Annotated in this window: 21 protein-coding genes and 1 pseudogene; 10 read left to right on the plus strand and 12 right to left on the minus strand. The window is 57.4% G+C overall.

What is annotated here, in order from left to right; genetic code table 11:
• The first annotated feature begins 4 nt into the window (after window positions 1–4).
• The 3 genes from F3J26_RS05995 (at window position 5) to F3J26_RS06005 (ending at window position 3388) form a co-directional block, all read left to right on the plus strand.
• Window positions 5–1312, plus strand: coding sequence for an ABC transporter substrate-binding protein (locus F3J26_RS05995; RefSeq protein ID WP_166874469.1), 1308 nt, complete (start codon window positions 5–7; stop codon window positions 1310–1312).
• A gap of 131 nt (window positions 1313–1443) precedes the next feature.
• Window positions 1444–2871: an aminotransferase-like domain-containing protein gene (locus tag F3J26_RS06000; protein ID WP_166992276.1), complete on the plus strand. Its 1428-nt coding sequence runs from the start codon at window positions 1444–1446 to the stop codon at window positions 2869–2871.
• A complete protein-coding gene (locus F3J26_RS06005; protein ID WP_166992279.1) occupies window positions 2858–3388 on the plus strand; it encodes a GNAT family N-acetyltransferase in 531 nt (176 codons plus the stop codon). The genes F3J26_RS06000 and F3J26_RS06005 overlap by 14 nt, the downstream gene beginning before the upstream one ends.
• Before the next feature lie 27 nt (window positions 3389–3415).
• On the opposite strand, the gene F3J26_RS06010 is transcribed toward F3J26_RS06005, so the two are convergent.
• Complete coding sequence (locus tag F3J26_RS06010) at window positions 3416–4288, minus strand: MBL fold metallo-hydrolase (RefSeq protein WP_166992282.1); 873 nt, start codon at window positions 4286–4288, stop codon at window positions 3416–3418.
• Window positions 4289–4432: 144 nt separating this feature from the next.
• Between F3J26_RS06010 and F3J26_RS06015 the strand changes: the two genes are divergently transcribed.
• Complete coding sequence (locus F3J26_RS06015; RefSeq protein ID WP_166992285.1) at window positions 4433–5224, plus strand: polysaccharide lyase family 7 protein; 792 nt, start codon at window positions 4433–4435, stop codon at window positions 5222–5224.
• Between the two features lie 45 nt (window positions 5225–5269).
• Here the strand turns inward: F3J26_RS06015 and F3J26_RS06020 are convergent, their stop codons facing one another.
• On the minus strand, window positions 5270–5698 hold the full coding sequence (locus tag F3J26_RS06020; RefSeq protein ID WP_166992288.1) for a TOBE domain-containing protein: 429 nt from the start codon (window positions 5696–5698) through the stop codon (window positions 5270–5272).
• A 281-nt stretch (window positions 5699–5979) separates the two neighbouring features.
• On the opposite strand from F3J26_RS06020, the gene patD reads away from it, so the two are divergent.
• From patD to F3J26_RS06040, 4 genes are all read left to right on the plus strand, one after another.
• A complete protein-coding gene (gene patD / locus F3J26_RS06025; RefSeq protein WP_166992291.1) occupies window positions 5980–7404 on the plus strand; it encodes an aminobutyraldehyde dehydrogenase in 1425 nt (474 codons plus the stop codon).
• A 67-nt stretch (window positions 7405–7471) separates the two neighbouring features.
• Window positions 7472–7918, plus strand: coding sequence for a peptidoglycan-binding protein LysM (lysM, locus tag F3J26_RS06030; protein ID WP_008461492.1), 447 nt, complete (start codon window positions 7472–7474; stop codon window positions 7916–7918).
• Between the two features lie 131 nt (window positions 7919–8049).
• Window positions 8050–8778, plus strand: coding sequence for a YnfC family lipoprotein (locus tag F3J26_RS06035; RefSeq protein ID WP_166992294.1), 729 nt, complete (start codon window positions 8050–8052; stop codon window positions 8776–8778).
• A gap of 82 nt (window positions 8779–8860) precedes the next feature.
• The gene (locus tag F3J26_RS06040) at window positions 8861–9034 is read left to right on the plus strand and encodes a GhoT/OrtT family toxin (protein ID WP_008461495.1); all 174 of its coding nucleotides are present in this window, start codon (window positions 8861–8863) and stop codon (window positions 9032–9034) included.
• Between the two features lie 11 nt (window positions 9035–9045).
• Here the strand turns inward: F3J26_RS06040 and F3J26_RS06045 are convergent, their stop codons facing one another.
• Entirely contained in the window at window positions 9046–10029 is a 984-nt protein-coding gene (locus F3J26_RS06045; RefSeq protein ID WP_166992297.1) for a nickel/cobalt transporter, read from the minus strand.
• A 151-nt stretch (window positions 10030–10180) separates the two neighbouring features.
• On the opposite strand from F3J26_RS06045, the gene F3J26_RS06050 reads away from it, so the two are divergent.
• Window positions 10181–11809, plus strand: coding sequence for a dipeptide ABC transporter ATP-binding protein (locus F3J26_RS06050; RefSeq protein WP_166992300.1), 1629 nt, complete (start codon window positions 10181–10183; stop codon window positions 11807–11809).
• 78 nt (window positions 11810–11887) lie between these two features.
• On the opposite strand, the gene F3J26_RS06055 is transcribed toward F3J26_RS06050, so the two are convergent.
• The 7 genes from F3J26_RS06055 to F3J26_RS06085 are packed head-to-tail and all read right to left on the minus strand — an operon-like array spanning window position 11888 to window position 19246.
• A complete protein-coding gene (locus tag F3J26_RS06055; RefSeq protein WP_353621169.1) occupies window positions 11888–12628 on the minus strand; it encodes a sulfurtransferase in 741 nt (246 codons plus the stop codon).
• Window positions 12618–13613, minus strand: a complete 996-nt coding sequence (locus tag F3J26_RS06060; RefSeq protein WP_166992303.1) for an ornithine cyclodeaminase — start codon at window positions 13611–13613, stop codon at window positions 12618–12620. The genes F3J26_RS06055 and F3J26_RS06060 overlap by 11 nt, the downstream gene beginning before the upstream one ends.
• A gap of 2 nt (window positions 13614–13615) precedes the next feature.
• Window positions 13616–14614, minus strand: coding sequence for a 1-aminocyclopropane-1-carboxylate deaminase/D-cysteine desulfhydrase (locus F3J26_RS06065; RefSeq protein ID WP_166992306.1), 999 nt, complete (start codon window positions 14612–14614; stop codon window positions 13616–13618).
• 36 nt (window positions 14615–14650) lie between these two features.
• The gene (locus F3J26_RS06070) at window positions 14651–15985 is read right to left on the minus strand and encodes a M20 family metallopeptidase (RefSeq protein ID WP_166992309.1); all 1335 of its coding nucleotides are present in this window, start codon (window positions 15983–15985) and stop codon (window positions 14651–14653) included.
• Window positions 15982–16896: an ABC transporter permease gene (locus F3J26_RS06075; protein ID WP_008461517.1), complete on the minus strand. Its 915-nt coding sequence runs from the start codon at window positions 16894–16896 to the stop codon at window positions 15982–15984. The genes F3J26_RS06070 and F3J26_RS06075 overlap by 4 nt, the downstream gene beginning before the upstream one ends.
• A complete protein-coding gene (locus tag F3J26_RS06080) occupies window positions 16896–17756 on the minus strand; it encodes an ABC transporter permease (protein ID WP_166992312.1) in 861 nt (286 codons plus the stop codon). The genes F3J26_RS06075 and F3J26_RS06080 overlap by 1 nt, the downstream gene beginning before the upstream one ends.
• Entirely contained in the window at window positions 17753–19246 is a 1494-nt protein-coding gene (locus F3J26_RS06085) for an ABC transporter substrate-binding protein (protein ID WP_166992315.1), read from the minus strand. The genes F3J26_RS06080 and F3J26_RS06085 overlap by 4 nt, the downstream gene beginning before the upstream one ends.
• Before the next feature lie 184 nt (window positions 19247–19430).
• On the opposite strand from F3J26_RS06085, the gene F3J26_RS06090 reads away from it, so the two are divergent.
• Window positions 19431–20087: a GntR family transcriptional regulator gene (locus tag F3J26_RS06090; RefSeq protein ID WP_166863791.1), complete on the plus strand. Its 657-nt coding sequence runs from the start codon at window positions 19431–19433 to the stop codon at window positions 20085–20087.
• A gap of 123 nt (window positions 20088–20210) precedes the next feature.
• Here F3J26_RS06090 and F3J26_RS06095 read toward each other — a convergent pair whose 3' ends face one another.
• Both F3J26_RS06095 and F3J26_RS06100 read right to left on the minus strand, forming a co-directional pair.
• Entirely contained in the window at window positions 20211–21353 is a 1143-nt protein-coding gene (locus F3J26_RS06095) for a trans-sulfuration enzyme family protein (RefSeq protein ID WP_166992318.1), read from the minus strand.
• Window positions 21354–21375: 22 nt separating this feature from the next.
• Window positions 21376–22335 (minus strand): annotated as a pseudogene (locus tag F3J26_RS06100) (PLP-dependent cysteine synthase family protein); the annotation flags it as partial.
• Window positions 22336–22412: the final 77 nt, after the last annotated feature.

A 22412-nucleotide genomic window follows, 5' to 3' on the forward strand; every position in this document is an offset into this window, starting at 1 on the left:
CCTGATGCATAAATGGCGGGCGCTTGCCGTTTGCTGTTCGCTGGCCGTGAGCGGCGCAGCGCTGGCAAAAGAGAAAATTGATTTTATGTTCCCGGCGCCGGTCGACGGCAAGCTGACAATGGAGATGACCCGCGTCATCAAGGCGTTTAACGATTCGCAGCAGGACGTCGAAGTCCGCGGTATTTTTACCGGCAGCTACGACACCACCAAAATTAAAGCGGAATCCGCCCAGAAAGCCGGGCAGCCGCCGGCGCTGGTCATCATGTCAGCCAACTTCACCACCGACCTTGCGCTAAAAGACGAAATCCTGCCGATGGACGAGCTGTTTAAATACGGCAACCGCAAGGCGGGCGATTTCCTGATGAACGATTTCTGGCCAGCAATGCACAAGAATGCCCAGGTAATGGGCGTGACGTACGCGATTCCGTTCCATAACTCCACGCCAATCCTGTACTACAACAAAACCATGTTCGATCAGGCAGGCATCAAGCAGCCGCCGCAGACCTGGGCCGAAATGCTGGCCGATGCGAAGAAGCTGACCGACGCCAGCAAAGGGCAGTGGGGCATCATGCTGCCGTCCACCAACGACGATTACGGCGGCTGGATCTTCTCCTCGCTGGTTCGAGCCAATGGCGGTAACTACTTCAACGAAAACTATCCGGGCGAAGTGTATTACGACTCGCCGACCACCATTGGCGCGCTGCGCTTCTGGCAGAACATGGTTTACCGCGACAAAGTGATGCCGTCCGGCGTGCTTAACTCCAAGCAGATCAGCGCTGCGTTCTTCAGCGGTAAACTGGGCATGGCGATGCTGAGCACCGGCGCGCTGGGCTTTATGCGCGAAAACAGCAAAGATTTTGATATGGAAGTGGCGATGATGCCCGCCAAAGAACAGCGGGCGGTGCCTATCGGCGGCGCGAGCCTGGTCAGCTTCAAGGGCATTTCCGACGCGCAGAAAAAGGCGGCTTATCAGTTCCTGACGTATCTGGTTAGCCCGCAGGTTAACGGCGCGTGGAGCCGTTTCACCGGGTATTTCTCCCCGCTGAAGGCCTCCTACGACACGCCGGAAATGAAAGAATACCTGCAGAAAGATCCGCGGGCGCAAATCGCGCTGGATCAGCTGAAATATGCCCATCCCTGGTATTCGACTTATGAAACGGTTGCCGTTCGTCAGGCGATGGAAAACCAGCTGGCGGCGGTGGTGAACGATCAAAAGGTGACCCCGGAAGCGGCAGCGAAATCTGCCCAGCAAACGGCGGACAGCCTGATGAAGCCGTATGTTGAGAAAACCGCGCTGGCCGATGTGAAGTAAAATCCCCACGTTTACCTTTTCACGGGCGGTTTTACCGCCCGCTATCTTCGTGTTAAAAACTCACTTTCTGACTATAACAGTTGTACAAAACAGCGTATTTTTAGCGCTGTGATATAGACAGGGAGCAGCGCATGAAAAAGTACCAGCAGCTGGCACAGCAGATCCTCGACCAGATTGCCCTCGGCGTCTGGCAGCCGGGGGATCGTTTGCCGTCGCTGCGCGAGCAGGTCGGCCACAGTGGCATGAGCTTTATGACCGTCGGCCACGCCTATCAGATGCTGGAAAGCCAGGGGGCGATTGTGGCCAGGCCGCAGTCCGGCTACTACGTTGCGCCCCGACCGGTGGCACGCACCGCGCCGCCTGCGGTGCAGGTCACTCGCGCGGAAACCGTCGATATCAATACCTATATTTTTGATGTGCTGCAGGCAAGCACGGATGCTTCCGTGGTGCCGTTTGGCTCTGCGTTCCCGGATCCTCGCCTGTTTCCGCTCCAGGCGCTCCACCGTTCAATGGCGGCGGTCAGCAAAACGGCGACCGCCATCAGCGTGATTGAAAGCCTGCCGCCGGGCAACGAAGCGCTGCGCCACGCCATCGCCCAGCGCTACGCCCAGCAGGGGATGCATGTTTCACCGGACGAAATTGTTATCACCGCCGGCGCGCTTGAGGCGCTCAACCTCAGTCTGCAGGCGGTGACCGAGCCGGGTGACTGGGTAATTGTCGAAAACCCTTGCTTCTACGGCGCGCTGCAGGCGCTGGAGCGTCTGAGGCTGAAAGCGCTCTCGGTCGCCACTGACCCGGTAAGCGGGATCGATCTCGATGCCCTGGCGCAGGCTCTGGCCGAATACCCGGTCAAAACCTGTTGGCTAATGACCAACAGCCAGAACCCGCTGGGCGTGACGCTGCCGCCGGAGAAAAAAGCGCGGCTGGTGCAACTGTTGCGGGCACATAACGTCACGCTGATTGAGGATGACGTGTACAGCGAGCTTTATTACGGGCGGGAAAGGCCGCTGCCTGCCCGGGCGTATGATGCCCACAATATGACTCTGCATTGCTCCTCGTTTTCAAAATGCCTGGTGGCCGGATTTCGCATCGGCTGGGTCGCCGCCGGGAAGCACGCCCGCCGCATTCAGCAGTTGCAGCTGATGAGCACCTTGTCCACCAGTTCGCCGATGCAGCTGGCGCTGGTCGATTTTCTGGCTACCCGCCGCTATGACACACACCTGCGCCGCCTCCGGCGGCAGCTGGCAGAACGCAAGCAGCAGGCCTGGCAAACGCTAAGTGAGCTTTTCCCTCCTGAAGTCAAAATCCACCGCAGCGAAAGCGGCTATTTCCTGTGGATTGAACTGCCGGAGGGGCTGGATACCAGCCTGCTTAACGAGCGGGCGCTGGCGCATAAGATAAGCATCGCCCCGGGGAAAATGTTCACCACCGGCAGGGCCTGGGATAACTATTTCCGCTTCAACGCCTCGTGGAACTGGGGCGAAAGAGAGCGCCAGGCCGTGGTGACGTTGTCACGTTTAATCAAGGAATTGATTGAGGAACACCATGTACAGGACTGAAAGATTGCTGCTGAGAGCGTGGCGAGACGAGGACTTGGTTCCGTTTGCCGAAATGAACGCTGACCCGGAGGTGATGCGCTATTTCTTGCAGCCCCTGATGTCGGAAGAGAGCCAGCGTTACCTCGAGACATTCCGTCAGCGTATGGCTGAATACGGCTTTGGCTTCTGGGCGGTGGAAGAGCAACGCAGCAGTGAGCTGGTCGGGTTTGTGGGCCTGAATCGCCCCGGCTACTCGCTGCCGTTTGGCCCCTGTGTCGAGGTCGGCTGGCGGCTTCGAAAAGCGTTTTGGGGCAAAGGGTACGCGCCTGAGGCCGCGAGGGAAGCGCTGCGCATTGGTTTCGACGAATACGATCTGGACAGCATTGTGGCTTTTACCGCACTGCCAAATTTGCCGTCTCAGCGGGTGATGGAGAAGCTGGGCATGCGCCGAAGCGGAGAGTTTGACCATCCCATGGTGCCGGAGCAGCATCCGCTGCTCCGGCATGTCTGGTATCAGATACACCGGCAGGAGGGTTAAAAGCCGGCGAACCGGCTTGTGTCACCGCTATTCTGTCGGTTGAAAAACGTAATGGTCGCCTTTAGCCACAATATGCCCGACGCCCGGGAACGGGAAGTGCGGGGCAAAAATCAGTTCACGATCGGCGGCCAGTCTGGCCAGCAGCGCTTTGCGGTTGGCTATGCCTTCCTGGCGATTGTTGTCATAGGCAATCGCCCATTCGGGCTTCGTCAGCGACACAATCGAGCTGTGCGCCGAGTCGCCAATGTCTAAAAGTCGCTGCTTGCCGGAGACAATCTGGTAGCCAACGTGCCCCGGCGTGTGGCCCGGCAGCGGCACAGAGGTGATCCCCGGCAGCACCTGGTCGCCTGGCTTAAAGGTTTTCACCTGCGGCTGGATGGCCTCAGCCAGCGCCTTCATCTTCGGCAGCGTTTGCAGCCATGCCCAGTCCGGGGCGGAGATTTGCACCGTGGCGTGGGGGAATGCCTGCTTGCCGTCCGCCGTCAGCAGCCCGCCAACATGGTCGCCGTGAACGTGGGTGATCAGCACATCGGTTACCTGCTCTGGCTTATAACCCGCCTTTGCGAGGCTCTCAACCAGCTGGCCCTGAGCGTTGGGGCCAAGCCCGGTATCCAGCAGAATGACTTTACTGCCGTCTTTCACCAGCAGGGCATCGACGCTTAGCTTAATCTTGTCCGTCGGCGCGCCCGCCGCAGACAGCACTTCGGCCACCGATTTTTCTCCCACGTCGACGCCAATCACTTTGCCATCGTTGGGCAGGGTGTTGTTTTTATCGTGCAGCGCGGTTAGCTCAAGCTTGCCGAGCGGAAAAGTTTTAAACGCCGCGCCGGCGTTATCCGCCAGCGCGAAGGCGGAGTAGCTGGCCGCAAACAGAACTGAAACGAGCAGTTTTTTGATCATGACTGTTCCCTTTATGCATCAGGTTAATTACCGGAAACCCATTGTTACTACTGACATGTTACCGCAACAGATTTTAAGTAAAGCATCTACGCTGATTAGTGGTTAGCTGCTTGGGCGGGTTTACATTTTGCATTGGGGTTAAAGATGAAGCGTAAAACACTAAGTTACGGGCTGCCTGTCAGCCTTTTTTTGGCTGCGCTGAGCGGTAGCGCATGGGCCGAGAGCGGCCAGACCGCTCCGGGTGAAAACTACCCGGTGCTGACAAAGGACTATCTGCTGCAATCCTTTGATGGCAGTGAAAAACCGAATGAAGTGAAGATCACGTCGGGGCTGCATAACCGCTATTTCTACAGCAACTGCGGTGGGGACAAAAGCTGTGATTCTGCCATTCCGGCGGGGGCGATGGTGTTTAAAGCACCGTCCGGGTTTGGATCTACGCCGCACAGTGAATTTCCTCGCGTCGAGCTGAGAGCCACGCACAATTTTGTTAACGGCAGCGAGTTTGACAATGAGCAGCGCGGGTCGGTGTATATCGTCAAAAATCCGTCCACGCGCTCAATTATTTTTGCTCAAATTCACGGCGACAAACCCGGCGGCTCAGAGATGCTGAAACTGCGCTGGGAAGACGGCGCGATAGTGGCGGGCGTGAAAGAAAACTACGGCGACCCGGAAAAACGCACCACGCTGCTTTCGGGCGTCGGGCTGAAAGACAAAATTGATTACAGCATCAAAGCCAAAGGCACGGCGAGCGGCATGAAGGTGACGGTGGAGGCCAGCGCCGGAGGCAAAAAGGCCAGCCAAACGTTTGACTATCCGAAGCAGGGCTGGGAAGGGATCCAGCTGTACTTCAAGGCGGGCAACTACAACCAGGACAAAAACAAGGATGGTTCTGAATCGGTGGTGGCCTACAGCAAGCTTGACGTACGCTACAAGTAAGCGAGTTAAAACCGGCAGCCGGAGTGGCTGCCGGACGTTATGGCGTTATTTTTTTACCGCAATCAGCACGGATGAGGCTTTCACCAGTGCCAGCAGGCGAGACCCCACCTTCAGCGCCATTTCATCAGCGGCTTCGTTAGTCACCACGGCGGTTAATGCAAAACCCGCGTCCGTCTGAATATGCACGGTGGTGTTCACCGCGCCTTCCGCGATGGCTTTCACCGCGCCTGGGAACTGGTTCCGGGCGGAGAAGTGATAGCCGCAGTCTTCGCTGGCCAGCACCACCCACGGGGCTTTGATCAGGGCCAACGCTTCTTTGCCGTTAACCAGGCCTAAGGCTTCCTTGCTGCTGCGGGTCACCACAGCGACCAGCTTGCCGCCGCCGTTCAGGGTTAATTCTATTTCGTCGTTAACGGCGCCGGCCGTGACGTTGCTGATGGTGCCGATTAACTGATTGCGGGCGGAAATACTCATGGTGCCTCCTGGCGGTGAACTAAGAAAAAGACTGCCTAAAGCATAGGGGGATCCCGCCTTCTTTTCATATTAATTTTCAATAGATACCTCATTTGCGCCGCGGCCTGTTATACCAAAGGGGAGCGCCGGGACAGGCTTACTGCGCAGTGCATCACAACCTGGTGAAAATCACCGCCCGGCACCGCTGCCGCCGTCAAGCCGACGCTATGCTTTTTACTTCAGTCCTTTTAAGCCAGAACGCCGCTGGGGCCATGATTATCAGAACGGGAAAGGAGATAGGGATGCAAAGTCAGTTATTGATTAACGGCCTGCTTGTGGCTGGCCTTGGAGAGAAGCAGCCTGTCTACAACCCGGCCACGGGGCAGGTGCTGCTGGCGGTGGCGGAAGCCACGGCTCAGCAAGTTAACGATGCGGTCCTGGCGGCGGATAAAGCTTTTGCCGCATGGGGGCAGACGCCGCCGAAAGAACGTGCCGAACATCTTCTGGCGCTAGCGGACGCCATCGAGCAACACGCGGAAGCCTTCGCCAGGCTGGAGTCGCAGAACTGCGGCAAACCTTTCCACTGCGTGCTCAACGATGAGATCCCGGCAGTGGTGGATGTCTTTCGCTTCTTTGCCGGGGCGAGCCGCTGCCTGATCGGCCTGGCCGCCGGAGAATATCTGAGCGGGCACACCTCGATGATCCGCCGCGATCCGGTCGGCGTGGTGGCGTCTATTGCTCCCTGGAACTATCCGCTGATGATGGCGGCCTGGAAACTGGCTCCGGCGCTGGCCGCCGGGAACTGCGTGGTGATCAAACCGTCCGAAATTACGCCGCTGACCGCGTTTAAGCTAGCCGAACTGGCGAAGGATATCTTCCCGGCGGGCGTGATTAACGTGCTGTTTGGGCGCGGGCAAACCGTCGGCGATGCGCTGACCGGGCATGAAAAAGTGCGCATGGTGTCGCTCACCGGATCTATCGCCACCGGGGAACACATTATTAGCCACACCGCCCCGTCAATTAAGCGCACGCACATGGAGCTGGGCGGCAAAGCGCCGGTTATCGTGTTCGACGATGCGGATTTACAGGCGGTGGTCGAAGGCGTGCGCACCTTTGGCTATTACAACGCCGGGCAGGACTGCACCGCCGCCTGCCGGATTTACGCTCAAAGCGGGATTTACGACCGGCTGGTTGAGCAGCTTGGGGAAGCCGTGGCCAGTCTCAAATATGGGCCTCCTGAGGACGAAAGCACCGAGCTGGGGCCGCTGAGTTCAGAGGCACATCTTGAGCGAGTCAGCCAGGCCGTGGAAGACGCCAAAGCGCTGCCGCATATCCAGGTGATTACCGGCGGCAGTAAAGTCGCAGGCGACGGCTATTACTACCAGCCTACGCTGCTGGCCGGGGCTAAGCAGGGCGATGCCATTGTGCAAAAAGAGGTGTTTGGCCCGGTCGTCAGCGTCACAAAATTTGACGATGAGCAGCAGGTGCTGGCGTGGGCCAACGACTCCAGCTACGGCCTGGCCTCTTCGGTATGGACGCAGGACGTGGGCCGGGCGCATCGCCTGAGTGCCCGACTGCAGTATGGCTGCACCTGGGTGAACACGCACTTTATGCTGGTGAGCGAGATGCCACACGGCGGGCAAAAACTGTCCGGCTACGGCAAAGATATGTCGCTTTACGGGCTGGAGGATTACACCGTTATTCGGCATGTGATGATTAAGCACTGAGCTTGCGACTGGCGGTTTTGGCTTCTTTTGCCAGGCTTACAGGGACCAGTAAACAGGAGAAAAGACCATGGGATTATTTGATTTTGTCAAAGACGCGGGCGCCAAACTGTGGGACTCGCTGAAGGGGAACGAAGGCGAGCAGGGCAGCAAGCTTGAGGAGCATTTGAAAAACAGCGGCATTCCGGGCGCTGACAAAGTGAATGTTACCGTAGAAAACGGCAAAGCGGTGATTTCCGGGGGAGACGGGCTGACTCAGGCGCTGAAAGAAAAAATTCAGGTGGCGGTAGGTAACGTGGCCGGTATCAGCAGCGTTGAAAATAATATTCAGGCGACGGATGCTGCGCAGGAAGCCACTTACTATACGGTGAAATCAGGCGACACGCTGAGCGCCATTTCTAAACATGTCTATGGCGATGCCAACAAGTACAACACCATCTTTGAAGCGAATAAACCGATGCTAAGCCACCCGGATAAAATTTACCCCGGACAGGTACTGATTATTCCTAAGCTGTAAGTGCCCTAAAAACCCACTTCGGTGGGTTTTGTTTGGTGGATCGCGTAAAGTGTCACGTTAAACCTCAGAATTAATCTGTTTATTTTCTGCTATTTGCCGACGAGGTGTTGGCCTGCTATCAAGGATGATGTATGACGTTGAAAAGAGCCATTCTGCTGGCAATCCCACTTGTTTTCTGTTCTTTCGCTTATGCCCAAACGGCAAGAAACCCGGTTATCGCCAACCTGGCGACAATGTTTGATTTCAATGCCCCGGCAGGCAACGTGCGCGAAATGCATACCGTCATGAAGCATCCGTCAGGGGAAGTCAACTATGAGAACCGACTAAAGGTAGACCGTACCGGGTGTGTGACCAGCCTTGATATCAGAGACTCGGCGCAAAAAATGGTGCTACAGCTTCACCGCGAAGGCAACGCGCTAACGGGGACCCAAAACGGCAAACCGTTAACCCTCAAGCTTGATGAACAGTGTCTGGTGAAAAAGAGAAAAGATGAGCTGGGCGAAGTGAAATATGCCTACTGGCCTGGCGGGCTGCTGAAGGATATTTTTTTCATGCCGGGCGGGCAGCGCATCGCTCACCATGAATACGATGTTAACGGCCTCCCTCGTCAGATCGATTTTTACCTCAATGACAAAGTGGCTTCGCAAACTAAAGTCAGCTACGAGAATGCGGAGCGCCGTCCGTTTGACTACAAACTGGTGACTGAAACGATGAGAACGCCGTTCCTGACGATGGAAAGCCACTGCCGCTACGACGAGCACTTGTCACCCATCGCCTGCGATATCACGCTGGTGACCGGCATCGGAAAAACGCAGCAGACCCAGCGGCAGCAGGTGACGACGGAAGTCAGCTATTACTGAGTAAATAAAGTTTCTAAACTTGATCTGCGTCATAAAAAAGAGCATATTCTGCAAAAAATTTTAACAAGTAGTAATGTCTTGTATGACGCTTTATCAACACATGCTGGTTTTTTACGCCGTAATGGCGTTAATCTGCGCCGGGATCACCTGGCTGCTCGCCAAAGACTCTAAACGCATTAAGCTGCTTTGTTCAGTGCTGATTGGCGCCACCTGGCCGATGAGTTTCCCGGTCGCGCTGCTGTTCTCTCTGTTCTAACCCGTTCTGAACTAACAGCCTGCCGCGATAAAGTCGCCGTTGGCGCTAACGGGAATCGTGGTGATAAATAGCACCGCGGCAAAAAGCACGATCAGCAAGCCGCCAAGCACTTTCAGCCCGGTGGTGATAATGCGAACCTGAGTAGGAGTGCGCGAAAGCCAGAGTTTGCTCACCGAGTCGCGGGTGCGGGTGACCAACACGGACAGCCCGAGAATCGACAGGGCTGTACCGAAAGCCATAGTCATCACCGCGGCAATGCCCCAGCTAATAAATCCCAACGCATTCGAAAACACCAAAATCATGATGGCCCCGCTGCAAGGCCGAGCGCCAATCGCCAGAATGACGCCCAGGTGCGTGAGCCAGTTGCCGCCCCGGGCATCGTAGCCAACGCCGTGGTTGTGCCCGCAGCCGCACCGATCATCGTGTGAATGATGATTCAGCGTTGGTGCATCACTGCTTATCGGCGTGAAGGATTTCATCCTGAGCGGCGCTTGCTGTCGCAGCGCTTTCAGCACAATAAAAATCCCGAAACAGCCAATCATCACCGCGCTTATTTTTTCCACATACCAGCGACTTTCGCTGAGATCGCCGCTGGACAAATTAAGCGCAATCGCCAGCACAAAGACAAATACGATGGCGCTCACGCCCTGCATCAGGCTGCCGAGAAACGGCACCACTCGTCCGGCGAGAGGCGTTTCCTGGTTGGTACTGAGGTAGGTTGTGACGATAAATTTACCGTGCCCAGGGCCGATGGCGTGGAGTACGCCGTAAAAGAAGCTGCCGACCAGCAGCCAGACGCCGCCGATGTACTGGTGGTTGTTGATTTGCAGTAAATAGAAGACCACGTAGCGGTGCAGGCTGATCTGCATACTCAGGCACCATTGAATAAAAGCGCTCCAGTGATGGCTGATAAACACCAGCGCCAGGGTACTTAACAGCAAGGCCAATAAGCCCGCAGGCAGCACCCAACGGCGGGGAAAAGTTTGAGTTGTCATGGCGGCAATCACATCAGGTCAGCATGACTAAAGTATAAATAATGCCGGAGAGTAAGACCAAATGAATAAGCTATCAGCAAATCATCTTGTCGCACTGGGGCAGATATTATAGTCTCAAAAATCACGCTGTTAGCACCCGTCTGGAACCCGTATGACCGATCAAACCCCGCTGTTAACCGTTAATTCGCTTTGTATCAGTACGCTGGAAGGTAAACCTCTGGTGAAGGACGCTTCATTCAGCGTTGCACGCCGGGAGGTTGTTGCTCTGGTAGGCGAATCAGGCTCAGGGAAAACCTTAACCTCGCTGGCGGTGATGGGGCTACTTCCTGCTGGCGTGCGGCAAACGGGCGGCAACGTGACGTTTAACGGGCAGGTTGTATCGGCTGTAGGGAAAAGCTATCCGCGTGAGCTTCGCGGGCAGCAAATCGCCACGATTTTTCAGGAGCCGATGAGCAGCATGAACCCGGTGCTGAAAGTGGGGGAGCAAATTGCGGAAGTGCTGGTGCGCCACCAAAAGCTCAGCTGGAAGCAGGCGCACCGTGAGGCGGTCGCATTGTTGGACAGGGTCGGAATTGTGAACCCTGAGCAGCGGGCAAAACAGTATATTCATCAGCTTTCCGGCGGCATGCGCCAGCGCGTGATGATTGCCAGCGCCATTAGCTGCAAACCTGCGCTTCTGATTGCCGACGAACCCACCACCGCGCTGGACGTCACCATTCAGGCGCAAATCCTGACTTTGCTACAGGAACTGCAGCAGGAAATGGCAATGGGCATTCTGTTCATCACCCACGATTTAAGCGTGGTGGCTCGCTATGCAGACCGTGCCTGCGTGCTGTATCAGGGCAATATTGTTGAGCAGGGCGATGTGCCAACGCTGCTGACCGCGCCGCAGGCCGACTACACCCGTCGACTGATTGCCGCTTCTCAGCCGGAGCCTCAGCCCGCCAGGCGCAAAAACGTTACCCGTTCGCCGCTGGTGCAGCTGTCGCAGCTCACCAAAAGCTACCCGCAGGCGCATACGCTGCCGTTTTTCCCGGACAGCCGCCAGACCGTGCTCAAGCCAACCAGTCTCGAAATCGAACGAGGCGAGATCGTCGGGCTGATCGGCGAGTCCGGTTCGGGTAAAACGACGCTCGGCAGGGCGGCTATAGGTTTAATTCCGGCCGACAGCGGCACCATTATTTTTGATGGTCTGGACGTTCGTCGCGCCAGCCGTGAGCAGCAGCGGGGGATGCGCCGCCGGGCGCAGATTATTTTCCAGGATCCCTACGCCAGCCTCGATCCCAAAATGCCGGTGGGCGAGCAAATTGCCGAACCGCTGCGCGTGCATAAATTGAGACCCGCGGGGGAAGTTCAAAGCCGCGTTCGCGAACTACTGGAGCTGGTCGGGCTGGATGCTGCGGCGGCGAATCGTCTGCCGCCGGCTTTCTCCGGTGGGCAGCGTCAGCGCATTGCCATTGCGCGCGCGCTGGCGCTTGAACCCGAACTGTTGGTGGCCGATGAAGCCGTTTCGGCGTTGGATCTTTCTGTGCGAGGGCAGATCCTCGCCTTGCTCGCCGATCTGCGTGACCGCCTGGGTCTGACCGTGCTGTTTATCAGCCACGACCTTGGCGCCGTACGTCAGGCGTGTGACAGAGTGGTGGTGCTGTATCGCGGTGAAATTGTGGAGACGGGGGCCACAAAGCAGGTGCTGGACAAGCCACAGCATGAATATACGCGGCAGCTGATTGCCGCCGCGCCGGATATTCAGCAGGCGCTGAAGCTGCGGAAGGTGGGGTGATTATTCCCCACTAAGCAGCGGTAATTCCTGGTGACTCGCCCATTCATGCCAGGAGCCGACGTAAACGGCCACGTCCTGCTAACCTGCAAGTTTGAGAGCCACCAGAACCGTGGCGGCGCGAGCGCCACGGTGGCACCAGGCAATCACTCTTTTTGTTGACGGCGTAAATCCGGCTTCGGCGGCAAGGCTTGCCAGCGCTGCAGCGGATTTGAACCGGCCATGCTCGACTGCATCTTCCCAGAAAAGCAGTTTTGAGCCAGGAATACGTCCCGCTCGCGCGCAGCATTCATGCACAAAGCTGCCGTCATATTCCGTTGGCCTGCGGGCGTCCAGCAGTAAGGTTGATGCCGGATCGGCGTCGATCGTTTCGGAGCGGGTGGCGGCCAGCTGAGGCATGGCCGGTTGACATTCAGGGGCTCCGGCGTCAGAAACAATCGTAGCTGGACCTTTCCCCGGCGTTAATTTCCCCCCGGCGTCTCCCCAGGCTTCTACACCGCCGTCCAGAATCAGTCCTTCTGCACCCAGCGCAAACCACAAAAACCATAATCCACGCGGAGATCGCATGCCCACGGTTTGTTCGAAGAATACCGGCGTAGCCCCGCTCGCGATACAGAGCTGTTGCCAGGCATGAACAAATGCCCCGGCCATCGCGGCGTAACCTTTCGGGGTCGAGTCAGACACAAAATAGTCGTAGACGTTAAGATTCAGCGCGCCCGGTAGGGAGGCCGTTTGCCAGGCTTCTCGTTCACGGACATCGATCAGCGCGAATAACTCGCCGTTCTCGATTCGTTTTACCAGATCGGGAGCGTTAATCAGCATCGGTGGTCTCCCAGCCAAAAGGCAGATTGCTGCCCTTGCCCTGTTCGGCAGCAGCGCTTAGAACGCGGGCGGCGAGGGCGATATCAAACACGTTGAGGCCGAAAGAAGAGAAGTAAACCTTGTCCGTTTCCGCAGGCCGCCAGCCATCGACCAGTAAATTTGTTAAATCTGCAGAGACGTTTTGCTCATCAAAAAGCCCGGCCCGGTACATTTGAAACAGGCTTTTGGCGCTGGTCAGCTTGAAGTCTCCCCAAAGGTCGACCACTACCTTGTCGGCGGCGGCAATCGTCTCAAAGGCCACTTCGTGATAGCCGATTTGCAGCACCAGGGTGCCTGCCCGCCAGATGCCAGGGCGTAAAAACGGCTCGCTGGCGCTGGTGCAGGTAATCAGCGCGTCCCAGTGCTGGCGCAGCGCATCGTTTAGTGTTTCAAACTGGGTGACAGGCCAGGGGAGTTTGTCGGCATGGCTGAGCATGTCGGCGAGAGGCTCCGGCGTTTTGTTCCAGCAATAGACCATGTCCAGATCGGGAAAATGTGCAGCCAGCATCTCGAGATGAGCGCGGGCCTGCACGCCAGCGCCGAGCAATAAAACACGTGAAGGGCGGCGGGGAGCCGCCAGCTTCAAGGCGAGGGCCGACACGGCGGCGGTTCGGGTCGCGGTCAGGCTGCCACTTTCGACCAGGCCTATCGGCAAACCGCTGTCTGCGCGATTAACCAGCGTGGTGGCCATCGCCTGTGGATAGCCGTCGTTGGCGCGAGGTCGATGCGCCGTCCATTTTACGCCCGTCGCATTGAACCGCCCGCCGACCCTGGCCGGGAGGGCGTAAACCTTCCCCAGCGGCGTATCGAGGTTGACGTGGGTTTCGGCGGGCATCGCTGCCTCGCCGCGCCTCAGCAACCGCACGGTGTCCTCGATGTCCTGCAGAGCCTGTACCGGATCATTCCCCCCAAGGTCGGCCACCTGCTGACGGTTCACTATCTGCATGATCAGTGCTCCAGAAGTTTTTGAGCGAACGGGTAAAGCGCCGGAGAGCCCCCGCAGTGCATGAACACTACGCTGCTGCCGGCGGCAATACGGCCTTCTTTCGCGAGGGTGATTAAACCGTGCATCGCTTTACCAGTGTAAACCGGATCCAGCAGCACGCCTTCCTGCTGCGCGACCTGATAAATCGCTTCAATGCCGCCGTCAGAAGGCACACCGTAGGCGCTGCCAACAAATCCGTCTTCGATCAGGATATCCTGCGGCTGCCAGGTTTGATCCCAGTCGAGCAGGCGAGCGCAGTCCTCGGCCATGGCGGAGATTCGGGTCTGGAACCAGTCGGCTTTGGCGCTGACGCTGACGCCGATAATCTGCGTTTTCGGCCAGTAACGGCGAGCGCCGACATACAGCCCGGCCAGCGTGCCGCCGGAGCCGGTGGGGGCGATAATCACGTCCGGGGCAGATTCGCCCGCGGCGCGAAGCTGAGCATCCATCTCTTCAACGGCGCGCACATAGCCCAGCGCACCTAGCGCCGTGGCACCTCCCAGCGGAATGATCATCGGCTTTTCGCCGCGAGACGTGGCCGCATCGGCATGGGCCTGCATCGCGCCTTCAATCTGGGTGAAATAGCCTTCCGGGTCGAGGAACTCCAGCTCTGCCCCAAACAGTTTATCCAGCAGGAGATTTCCCTGATAAGTCTGTGGCTCATCGCCGCGTAAAACCAGTACCGGCTTCATGCCAAATTTACGGGCGGCCGCCGCGACCATGCGCGCGTGGTTAGACTGGTGACCGCCGGTGGTTATCACCACTTTTACCCCTTCGCGGCAAGCTTCGGCCATCAGGTACTCCAGCTTGCGGACTTTGTTGCCGCCGCCGCCAAAACCGCTGTAGTCGTCGCGCTTAATTTTTATGTTAACGCCTAGCGTTTCGCTCAGACGAGGTAAAGATTCCAGCGGCGTGGGGAAGAATCCGAGCGTAACACGTTCAAAATCATTGACGTTTTTCATGCATTATCCTGTCTGGTTCCCGGGTGCTGGCCGTATTTAAAAGGCAAGTAGCCAGTCATTAAGCGATTGTTGGTAGCGTTGTAAGCCCCTGAGCGTGACGAATTCGTTCACGCCGTGGGCGTTGCCGCCGTAGCCCAGGCCGCCGATCAGGAAGGCTGGTGCCACAGGGGCGAAGGCGTAGGCCGGGGCGCAGCCTGGCGCCCAGGGCCAGATTTGCGGTTTTGCCTGCTGCTGGTGATAGCTCGCCATCAGCTCAAGCACGCCGACGTCATCAATGCTGAAGCGGTAGCCGGGGTAGCTGTCCCCCGGTTCGAGCACCGCTCCGGCAAGTGCCGGGCTGGCAAGCTGTTCTTTTATGCGCCGCATCAGGCGTTCGCCATCGACGACGGGCGGTGTTCTTAACACCACATCGGCGAAGGCTTCCGGGGGGATCACGCCCTGAGCACCGCGCGGCAGGCTGGCTATCTCCGACACGCTTAGCACCGCGCTGCCCAGCAGGTATGCCAGGTTGCTGAAACTGTCGCCAGTGATGGCGTATTTTTCGCTGCGGCGGAAGGTCAGTTCGTCCGCCAAATTAAATTCCCGCGCGAGGTCGTCCAGAATGGAGCTGGCTTCTTCGTCCAGCTCACCCGTTTCGAGCACGCCGTTGGCGTGAGGCGGGGCAAGAGTGCTTAACGCCTGCACCAGCCGCCAGACCGGGCTATCGATCCATGCGGCGTTGCTGGCGTGAATCGCCGCTTTCGGGCCGCCCCAGCTGCCGCCTTTGACTACCAGGCGGCCACCGCTGCGGCCGGTGAAGCCGAGGTATATGCGAGGTGCGCCGCCACCGTATTCGCACAGGGAAGGGAAAAGCACTGCTTCTGCCGGGGCAACCGGGCAAGGCTGCCGGGCGAGGTAGCGGCGCAGGTTGCCGCTGCCAATCTCTTCTTCGCCTTCCAGCAGGATTTCAACGTTGGTATGCAGGCGGCCCGAGTGACAGAGATCGCGCACCACCCTCAGCATGCCTGCCAGCGGGCCTTTGTTGTTCTCCGCCCCGCGAGAAATAAACACATCGCCTTTATCCGACCAGTGTTTGAGGCCGCCCACGAACGGGTCGACCTCCCAGCCGTCTTCTTCGGCGGGCATCACGTCGTACATGTTGTACAGCACGAGGGTTCGTGGCGAGCCGATATTAATTCGCACGTGTACCAGCGGCGGTGCGTCGTCCTGAAGCTGCTGGCTGACCGGGTACAGCACTTCAGCGTCAGTTTCTTCAATTAACCAACGCTCAAGCCACTGCGCCAGGTCGCGCTGCTGGTCGATATTGCCCGCCACGCTTCGGAAAGGCGTCAGCAGGTGCAGGAGATCCAGCGTTGCATCGAGTGACTTCATAGCCGGATCCTCGGGTTCAGTACCACGTACAGCAAATCAATGATTAGGTTCACCACCACAAACACCAGCGCGGCCAGCAGGACAATCGCCTGCACCAGCGGGAAGTCACGGTTTTGAATGGCCTGCACCGCAAGGCGGCCAATGCCGGGCCAGGCAAAAATAATTTCGGTGACCAGCGCGCCGCCCAGCAGGGAAGCGAAATACATTCCCTGCACGGTGACGACCGGGATCAGCGCATTGCGCAGGCCGTGGCGAATCAGGATCCGCCACGAACTTAGCCCCTTGGCCTGCGCCGTGCGGATGTAATCCTGAGCCAGTACGTCGATCAGGCTGGCACGTACCAGGCGCGCAATGGCGCTCATGTAATAGGCCCCAAGACTGATGGCGGGCATGATCAGATGGCTGAAGGTGCCGTAGCCGCTGGAGGGCAGCCAGCGCAGATGCAGGCTGAACCAGATAATCATCAATAGACCCAGCCAGAATACCGGCACGGCCTGGCCGCTGAAGGCAAACAGGCGGGCGAGTAAGTCCCAAACGCTGTTGCGCCAGACCGCACTCACCAGGCCAAGCAGCAGGCCAACCAGGGTGCTCCACGCCAGGGCAGAAACGGCCAGCAGCAGCGTGGCAGGCACGCGCTGGGCGATAAGTTCGGTCACCGGCTGATCATAGCGGAGCGACAGGCCAAGGTCGCCGTGCAGCAGGCCGGTCAGGTAATGGCCGTATTGCCAGAGCAGCGGACGGTCAAAACCCATTGCGTGGCGGAAGTTGTCTATTTCTTGCTGGGAAGAGCCGGGCGGCATCATCACCGCGGCAGGATCGCCGGTCAGGTGCAGGCTGTAAAAGATCAGCAGTGAGACGCCAAACATCACCAGCACGGCCTGCGCGAAGCGGGAAAGAATGTAGCGCAGCATCAGTCGAGCCTCGTGTGGGTTTTACGCAGCAGGCTGTCGCCGAGCAGGTTACAGCCGACCACCAGCGCCGCGATAATCAGCCCCGGCCACAGCACCAGCCATTCCGCCAGCAGCATGTAGGAACGCCCCTCACCAATCAGGTTGCCGAGCGTAGGCGTTGGCGGCTGGATCCCCATCCCGAGAAAGCCAATGGAGGCTTCGAGGACAATCAGCCTTGGAATATCCAGCGTCAGCAGAACAACCAGCGGCGTGGCGAGGTTAGGCAGAATATGTCGCAGCAGAATACGCGGCGTGGAAAAGCCCATGGCGCGAACGGCTTCGATGTATTCCAGTTCGCGTAACTCGAGCGTTTTGGCGCGCGCCACGCGGGCGTAAATCGCCCAACTGGTCACGCCCATGATCAGAATAATGTTTTCCAGTGAAGTGCCGAACAGCGCCATCACCAGCAAAATTAACAGAATAAACGGCACCGCCAGCTGGATGTCCATCAGGCGCATGATAACGGCATCCAGCCAGCCGCCAACATAGCCTGCCAGAATGCCCAGCAGGGTACCGATAACGGCGGCAATTGCCGCCGCCAGTAACACCACCGTCAGGGATAGGCGGGTACCCGCCAGGATCCTTGCCAGCAAATCGCGCCCGAGCTGATCGGTGCCGAGCCAGTGCATCCCGCTTGCCGTTTCGCTGCCCGGCGGCAGGAAGGTATCCGCCAGGTTGTTGGTTAACGGGTCGGGCAAGGGCAGCCACGGGGCCACCAGTGCCAGCAGGATCACGATGCCAAGCAATAAGCCCCCCAGCGCCCCGTCACCTGAAATCAGGCGGCGAGGGCGACGGGTCAGGGCGCGTCCGGGAAAAATCATTTCAGCCTCAAATCATACAGCGGGATGCGGGCGTCGGCGCGACCGGTAAAGTTCAGGCTGTCGCTGTTGGCATACAGAGAATCCTCGCGGTACAGCGGGATCAGCGGCTGCTCTTTGGCGACAACTTTCTGGATATCCTGCAGGATAACTTCACGCTTCTTCGCATCTACCGTTGAGCGGCTGGCGTTCAGCAGTTTATCCAGTTCAGGGTTGCTGACCGTGGAGTAAGGTTCGCCGGAGTGCAGGATAGGGTACAGCGCGGCATCGGCATCCAGGGTTTGGGTTGAGCCCCACGCCAGCATGTACATTTCCGCCTGTTTACCGGAAGCCACCTGCTGGGTATAGACGGACCACTCAGGCACCTCAAGCTGCGCCTTCACGCCGATGGCAGCCAAGTCCTGCACAATCGCCTGAGCCACTTCGGCGCTGGCGATATAGCGACGCGGCGCCTGGAATTTCAGCGTGAAGCCGTCCGGGTAACCCGCTTCCTTAAGCAAGGCTTTAGCTTTGGCGATGTCCTGCTCAGGGGCCGGAACATTGAGGTAACCAAAGTCCTTGGCGCCAGCCATGGTACCGGTTGGCGTACCAAAACCGTGCAGCAGCTGGGTGGTATAGGCTTGACGATTCAGCGCCAGCGACAGCGCCTGGCGAACCCGCGCATCACTTAAAGGTTTCTCACCATTCTTCAGGCCGAGATAAATAGTCAATCCGCCGCCTTTCACCTGCTCAAGATGAATGCCCGGTTTATTTTTCAACGTAGAAACGAGGTCAGCAGGGACGCTGTCAACCAGCTGTACTTCTCCTGTTAACAGGGCGGTAATGCGGGCAGTCGCTTCCGGGATTGGGCGCCATGTCACCTGGTCAATTGTAGGTTTTCCACGCCAATAATGTGGATTAGCCTGCATAACGACACGTTCATCTGGTATAAATTCTTTTAATGTATATGCTCCACTACCAATAGGTTTTCGTGCAAATTCCGCAGCACCGACTTTACTTACATAGGCAGGCGGCACGATGTAGGTCGGATAACGGCTCATACGGGTTGGCAGCAGCGGGTCAGGGCCGTCAGTGTGAATGCGAACCTGATAGTCGCCGATCACTTCCACCGACTTGATGGTGCGGATGTAAGAGATGGTTGGCGCGTGGTTGGCCGGGTCCAGAATGCGGTCAATAGAGAATTTCACTGCCGCCGCGTTAACGGGTTCACCGTTGGTGAAAGTAACGCCGGGGCGCAGGTCGAATTGCCAGGTCGTGTCATCCAGCGCTTTCCAGGAGGTGGCAAGACCGGGCTGGAGCTGCATGTTTTTATCGCGCAGGACCAGCGTATCGAAAATATTGTCCACCAGGGTGGCGGCTTCTTTAAGAAAACCGGGATCCATCGCGGTGGCGGAAGCCGGTTGGGCTATAACTAATTCACTTGCGTAGCTAAAGGGGGTTACCAGGCTAATTAATACAGCCAGAGTTGCGAGCTTACGGCCAGATGCTTTCATTGTAGTCAATCCCTATACGTTACCGTCTAAATTATTGACGGATATCGAATGTTTCGTCAGGTTAATTCGCATGGTGGTATAAATTTGTGGTAAGAGTACATGATATATCCTATATACTCCATTGATGACAAGCCAGTTATTAAACTGCAAATACAAAGTAGTTATTTTGCTATAGGAAATAAACATGCTTGACTTAGAAAAAGCGCAAAGAATGAGTTTAACCATGCAAGTCGAGGGCAGGTTAAAGAGTGCGTTGATCGTGGGAACCTTAAAACCCGGCGCAAGATTAGTGACCAAAGAGATTGCAGAGCAGCTTGGCACCAGCATTACGCCGGTGCGTGAAGCGCTGTTGCGTCTTGTTTCTTCTGGCGCACTGGACGCGACGCCGGCGCAGGCTTTTTTGGTGCCTGAAATTTCTCTGGGGCGCTACCACGAAATTACAACCATCCGTAAAAATCTGGAGGGTATGGCGGTAGAGCAGGCGGCGCGTTACATGGATAAAACCAAACTCGCCCGTTTGCAGCAGCTTTGCGATGCGTTTCTTGAAGCGAAACATATCAGCGTTGAGGCGGCGCTGCAGGCCAATCGGGAGTTTCGTTTCCAGCTGTTTGAGTACGCCGAGATGCCAACGCTTACCGTATTAATTGAGCAGCTTTGGGTGCGCATTGGACCATGTTTTAATTATCTGTACCCGCAGTCGGAAGAAATGACTCAGGGGCATCATAATTACGACGATCTGCTGGAAGCCCTGGCCGAAAAAGATGAAAAGCGCAGCGTGAAAGCAATTCATAAAGCGATAGACGACGGGGCAGATATTTTACGCCGACAGTACTTTGGTTAAAGACTAAACGTCTTTAATTTATTAACGCACAGCAAATAAATGGCCTTTTGTATTACTCTGGATGTGCTCAGAGCCAGCAAAAGGCCATCATTTATATTTATGGCAGCATTAATTGGCGTTCGGCTAACTCAGCGCCTGCGCGAGATCGGCCTGCAAGTCTCCGGCATCTTCAATCCCCACTGACAATCTAATTAGCTGCGGCACAATGCCGTTACTTAAACGCTGTTCTAGCGGGATAGAAGCATGGGTCATGCTGAAGGGCTGGCTGACCAGGCTTTCCACGCCGCCCAGGCTTTCGGCGAGCGTAAACAGCTTCAGCTTACGGATCACTTCCTCGGCCCGCTTTTCATTCCCGCGAACCACAATAGAAATCATGCCGCCAGGCTGCGACATTTGCTGGCGTGCAAGCTGATGCTGCGGGTGAGTCTCCAGCCATGGGAAATAGACTTTTTCTACCTCAGGATGCGTCTGGAGCCACTCTGCCAGCTGGAGCGCGTTGCTGCTGTGGCGTTCCATGCGCAGCGCCAGAGTACGAATGCCCCGCAGCGTCAGGAAACTGCTGAACGGGTCGAGCACGCCGCCGACCGCATTTTGCAAATAACCCAGCTGCTGCGCCAGATCGTCATTAACGCCGACCACCGCCAGCCCGGCGACTACATCAGAATGGCCGTTCAGGTATTTGGTGGCCGAGTGCACCACGATATCGAACCCGGACTCCAGCGGGCGCTGAAGCGCAGGCGAAGCGAAGGTGTTGTCGGCCACGCTTATCAGGCGATGGCGTTTGGCGATATCCGCAATCGCCGCCAGGTCTGCCAGCTTGAGCAGCGGATTGGTGGGGGTTTCCACCCAAATCATGCGTGTTTCAGGCCGAATGGCCGCCTGCAGCCCGTCGAGATCGTCAGGCTTTACCCAGCTTACCTGGAGCGCGGCGCTGCGTTTGCGCACGTTTTCAATCAGTCGCCAGGTGCCGCCGTACACGTCGTCAACGGCGATAATATGGCTGCCGCTGTCCAGCAGCTCGAGCACGGTTGAGATAGCCGCGAGGCCAGAAGCAAACGCGTAACCCCGCTGGCCGCCTTCGAGTTCGGCAATCGCCGTTTCCAGCGCCTGGCGGGTGGGGTTGCCGCTGCGCGAGTATTCAAAACCGGTATGCTGGCCAGGTGCCGGTTGGGCAAAAGTCGATGTGGCATAAATCGGTGGCATCACCGCGCCGTGTGCATCCTCGAAAGTACCGCTGTGCACGCTCTGGGTAGCAAATTTATTCATGAATTTTCCTTAATAGTTATGCCAGGTTTTGCTGGCTGAGCCATTGATCGTTAAACATTTTTGATAAATATTTGTTACCGCTATCGCAGGCGAAGGTGACCACGCGTTTCGGCGTGTTCTGTGCCTGGCAATAGCGCAAGGCGGCGGCGAGCAGGGTGCCAGTTGAAGAACCCGCCAGGATGCCTTCGTGGGTTAGCAATTCACGGGCCGTGGAAAACGCTTCGCGGTCGCTGATCCGGTATGCGTGCTGGACGCGCTCAAAGTCGGCAAGCGATGGCACAAAGTCTTCACCGATGCCTTCCACCAGCCAGCTGCCCACTTCGCCATATCTACCGTGCTCAACCACATCGGCAAGAATGGAGCCGCAGGGATCGGCCAGCACAAACTCGGTTTGCGGGGAATGCTGGTGGAAAAACTGCTGCAGGCCGCCCAGCGTGCCGCCGGAGCCGACGCCTACGACGATGGCGTCAATGTGGCCCCCGGTTTGCTCCCAAAGCTCAACGGCCGTGCCGCTGGTGTGGGCCAGCGGGTTTGCGGCGTTAGAGAATTGATCGATGTAATAACTGCCCGGGATATCTGCCGCCAGCCGCAGGGCGTAATCCTGGTAATATTCCGGGTGGCCTTTAGTGACGTCCGAGCGGGTCAGGCGCACGTCCACGCCCAGCGCTCGCAGGTGGAAAATCTTTTCCTGGCTCATTTTGTCCGGCACCACCAGAATCAGCGGGTAGCCTTTTTGCGTGGCAATCAGCGCCAGCCCCAGCCCGGTGTTGCCCGCTGTGGCTTCAATAATCGTGCCCCCCGGCTGCAGCTTACCGCTGCGCTCGGCATGTTCGATCATCGACAGGGCAACGCGGTCTTTAATTGAACCGCCGGGGTTTTGGTTTTCCAGCTTAAGCAGCAGCTCGCAGCGGCCGGTATCAAGGTGATTGAGCCGCAGCAGCGGGGTGTGGCCTATCAGGTCCAGGACGGAATCGGCAATCATCGTTCTCTCAACATGAAAAGTGTTCATGTATGGAATGATAGGGCGGTGAATTGACGCTTCTAAAGAACATAAACCCG

This window comes from Enterobacter sp. Ap-867, assembly GCF_011752855.1.
GTDB lineage: Bacteria > Pseudomonadota > Gammaproteobacteria > Enterobacterales > Enterobacteriaceae > Cedecea.

Bases quoted from the DNA above. Each gene is read 5' to 3' on its own strand.
- F3J26_RS05995 (WP_166874469.1), top strand. From the start codon at position 5: ATGCATAAATGGCGGGCGCTTGCCGTTTGCTGTTCGCTGGCCGTGAGC.
- F3J26_RS06000 (WP_166992276.1), top strand. From the start codon at position 1,444: ATGAAAAAGTACCAGCAGCTGGCACAGCAGATCCTCGACCAGATTGCC.
- F3J26_RS06005 (WP_166992279.1), top strand. From the start codon at position 2,858: ATGTACAGGACTGAAAGATTGCTGCTGAGAGCGTGGCGAGACGAGGAC.
- F3J26_RS06010 (WP_166992282.1), bottom strand. From the start codon at position 4,288: ATGATCAAAAAACTGCTCGTTTCAGTTCTGTTTGCGGCCAGCTACTCC.
- F3J26_RS06015 (WP_166992285.1), top strand. From the start codon at position 4,433: ATGAAGCGTAAAACACTAAGTTACGGGCTGCCTGTCAGCCTTTTTTTG.
- F3J26_RS06020 (WP_166992288.1), bottom strand. From the start codon at position 5,698: ATGAGTATTTCCGCCCGCAATCAGTTAATCGGCACCATCAGCAACGTC.
- patD (WP_166992291.1), top strand. From the start codon at position 5,980: ATGCAAAGTCAGTTATTGATTAACGGCCTGCTTGTGGCTGGCCTTGGA.
- lysM (WP_008461492.1), top strand. From the start codon at position 7,472: ATGGGATTATTTGATTTTGTCAAAGACGCGGGCGCCAAACTGTGGGAC.
- F3J26_RS06035 (WP_166992294.1), top strand. From the start codon at position 8,050: ATGACGTTGAAAAGAGCCATTCTGCTGGCAATCCCACTTGTTTTCTGT.
- F3J26_RS06040 (WP_008461495.1), top strand. From the start codon at position 8,861: ATGACGCTTTATCAACACATGCTGGTTTTTTACGCCGTAATGGCGTTA.
- F3J26_RS06045 (WP_166992297.1), bottom strand. From the start codon at position 10,029: ATGACAACTCAAACTTTTCCCCGCCGTTGGGTGCTGCCTGCGGGCTTA.
- F3J26_RS06050 (WP_166992300.1), top strand. From the start codon at position 10,181: ATGACCGATCAAACCCCGCTGTTAACCGTTAATTCGCTTTGTATCAGT.
- F3J26_RS06055 (WP_353621169.1), bottom strand. From the start codon at position 12,628: ATGCTGATTAACGCTCCCGATCTGGTAAAACGAATCGAGAACGGCGAG.
- F3J26_RS06060 (WP_166992303.1), bottom strand. From the start codon at position 13,613: ATGCAGATAGTGAACCGTCAGCAGGTGGCCGACCTTGGGGGGAATGAT.
- F3J26_RS06065 (WP_166992306.1), bottom strand. From the start codon at position 14,614: ATGAAAAACGTCAATGATTTTGAACGTGTTACGCTCGGATTCTTCCCC.
- F3J26_RS06070 (WP_166992309.1), bottom strand. From the start codon at position 15,985: ATGAAGTCACTCGATGCAACGCTGGATCTCCTGCACCTGCTGACGCCT.
- F3J26_RS06075 (WP_008461517.1), bottom strand. From the start codon at position 16,896: ATGCTGCGCTACATTCTTTCCCGCTTCGCGCAGGCCGTGCTGGTGATG.
- F3J26_RS06080 (WP_166992312.1), bottom strand. From the start codon at position 17,756: ATGATTTTTCCCGGACGCGCCCTGACCCGTCGCCCTCGCCGCCTGATT.
- F3J26_RS06085 (WP_166992315.1), bottom strand. From the start codon at position 19,246: ATGAAAGCATCTGGCCGTAAGCTCGCAACTCTGGCTGTATTAATTAGC.
- F3J26_RS06090 (WP_166863791.1), top strand. From the start codon at position 19,431: ATGCTTGACTTAGAAAAAGCGCAAAGAATGAGTTTAACCATGCAAGTC.
- F3J26_RS06095 (WP_166992318.1), bottom strand. From the start codon at position 21,353: ATGAATAAATTTGCTACCCAGAGCGTGCACAGCGGTACTTTCGAGGAT.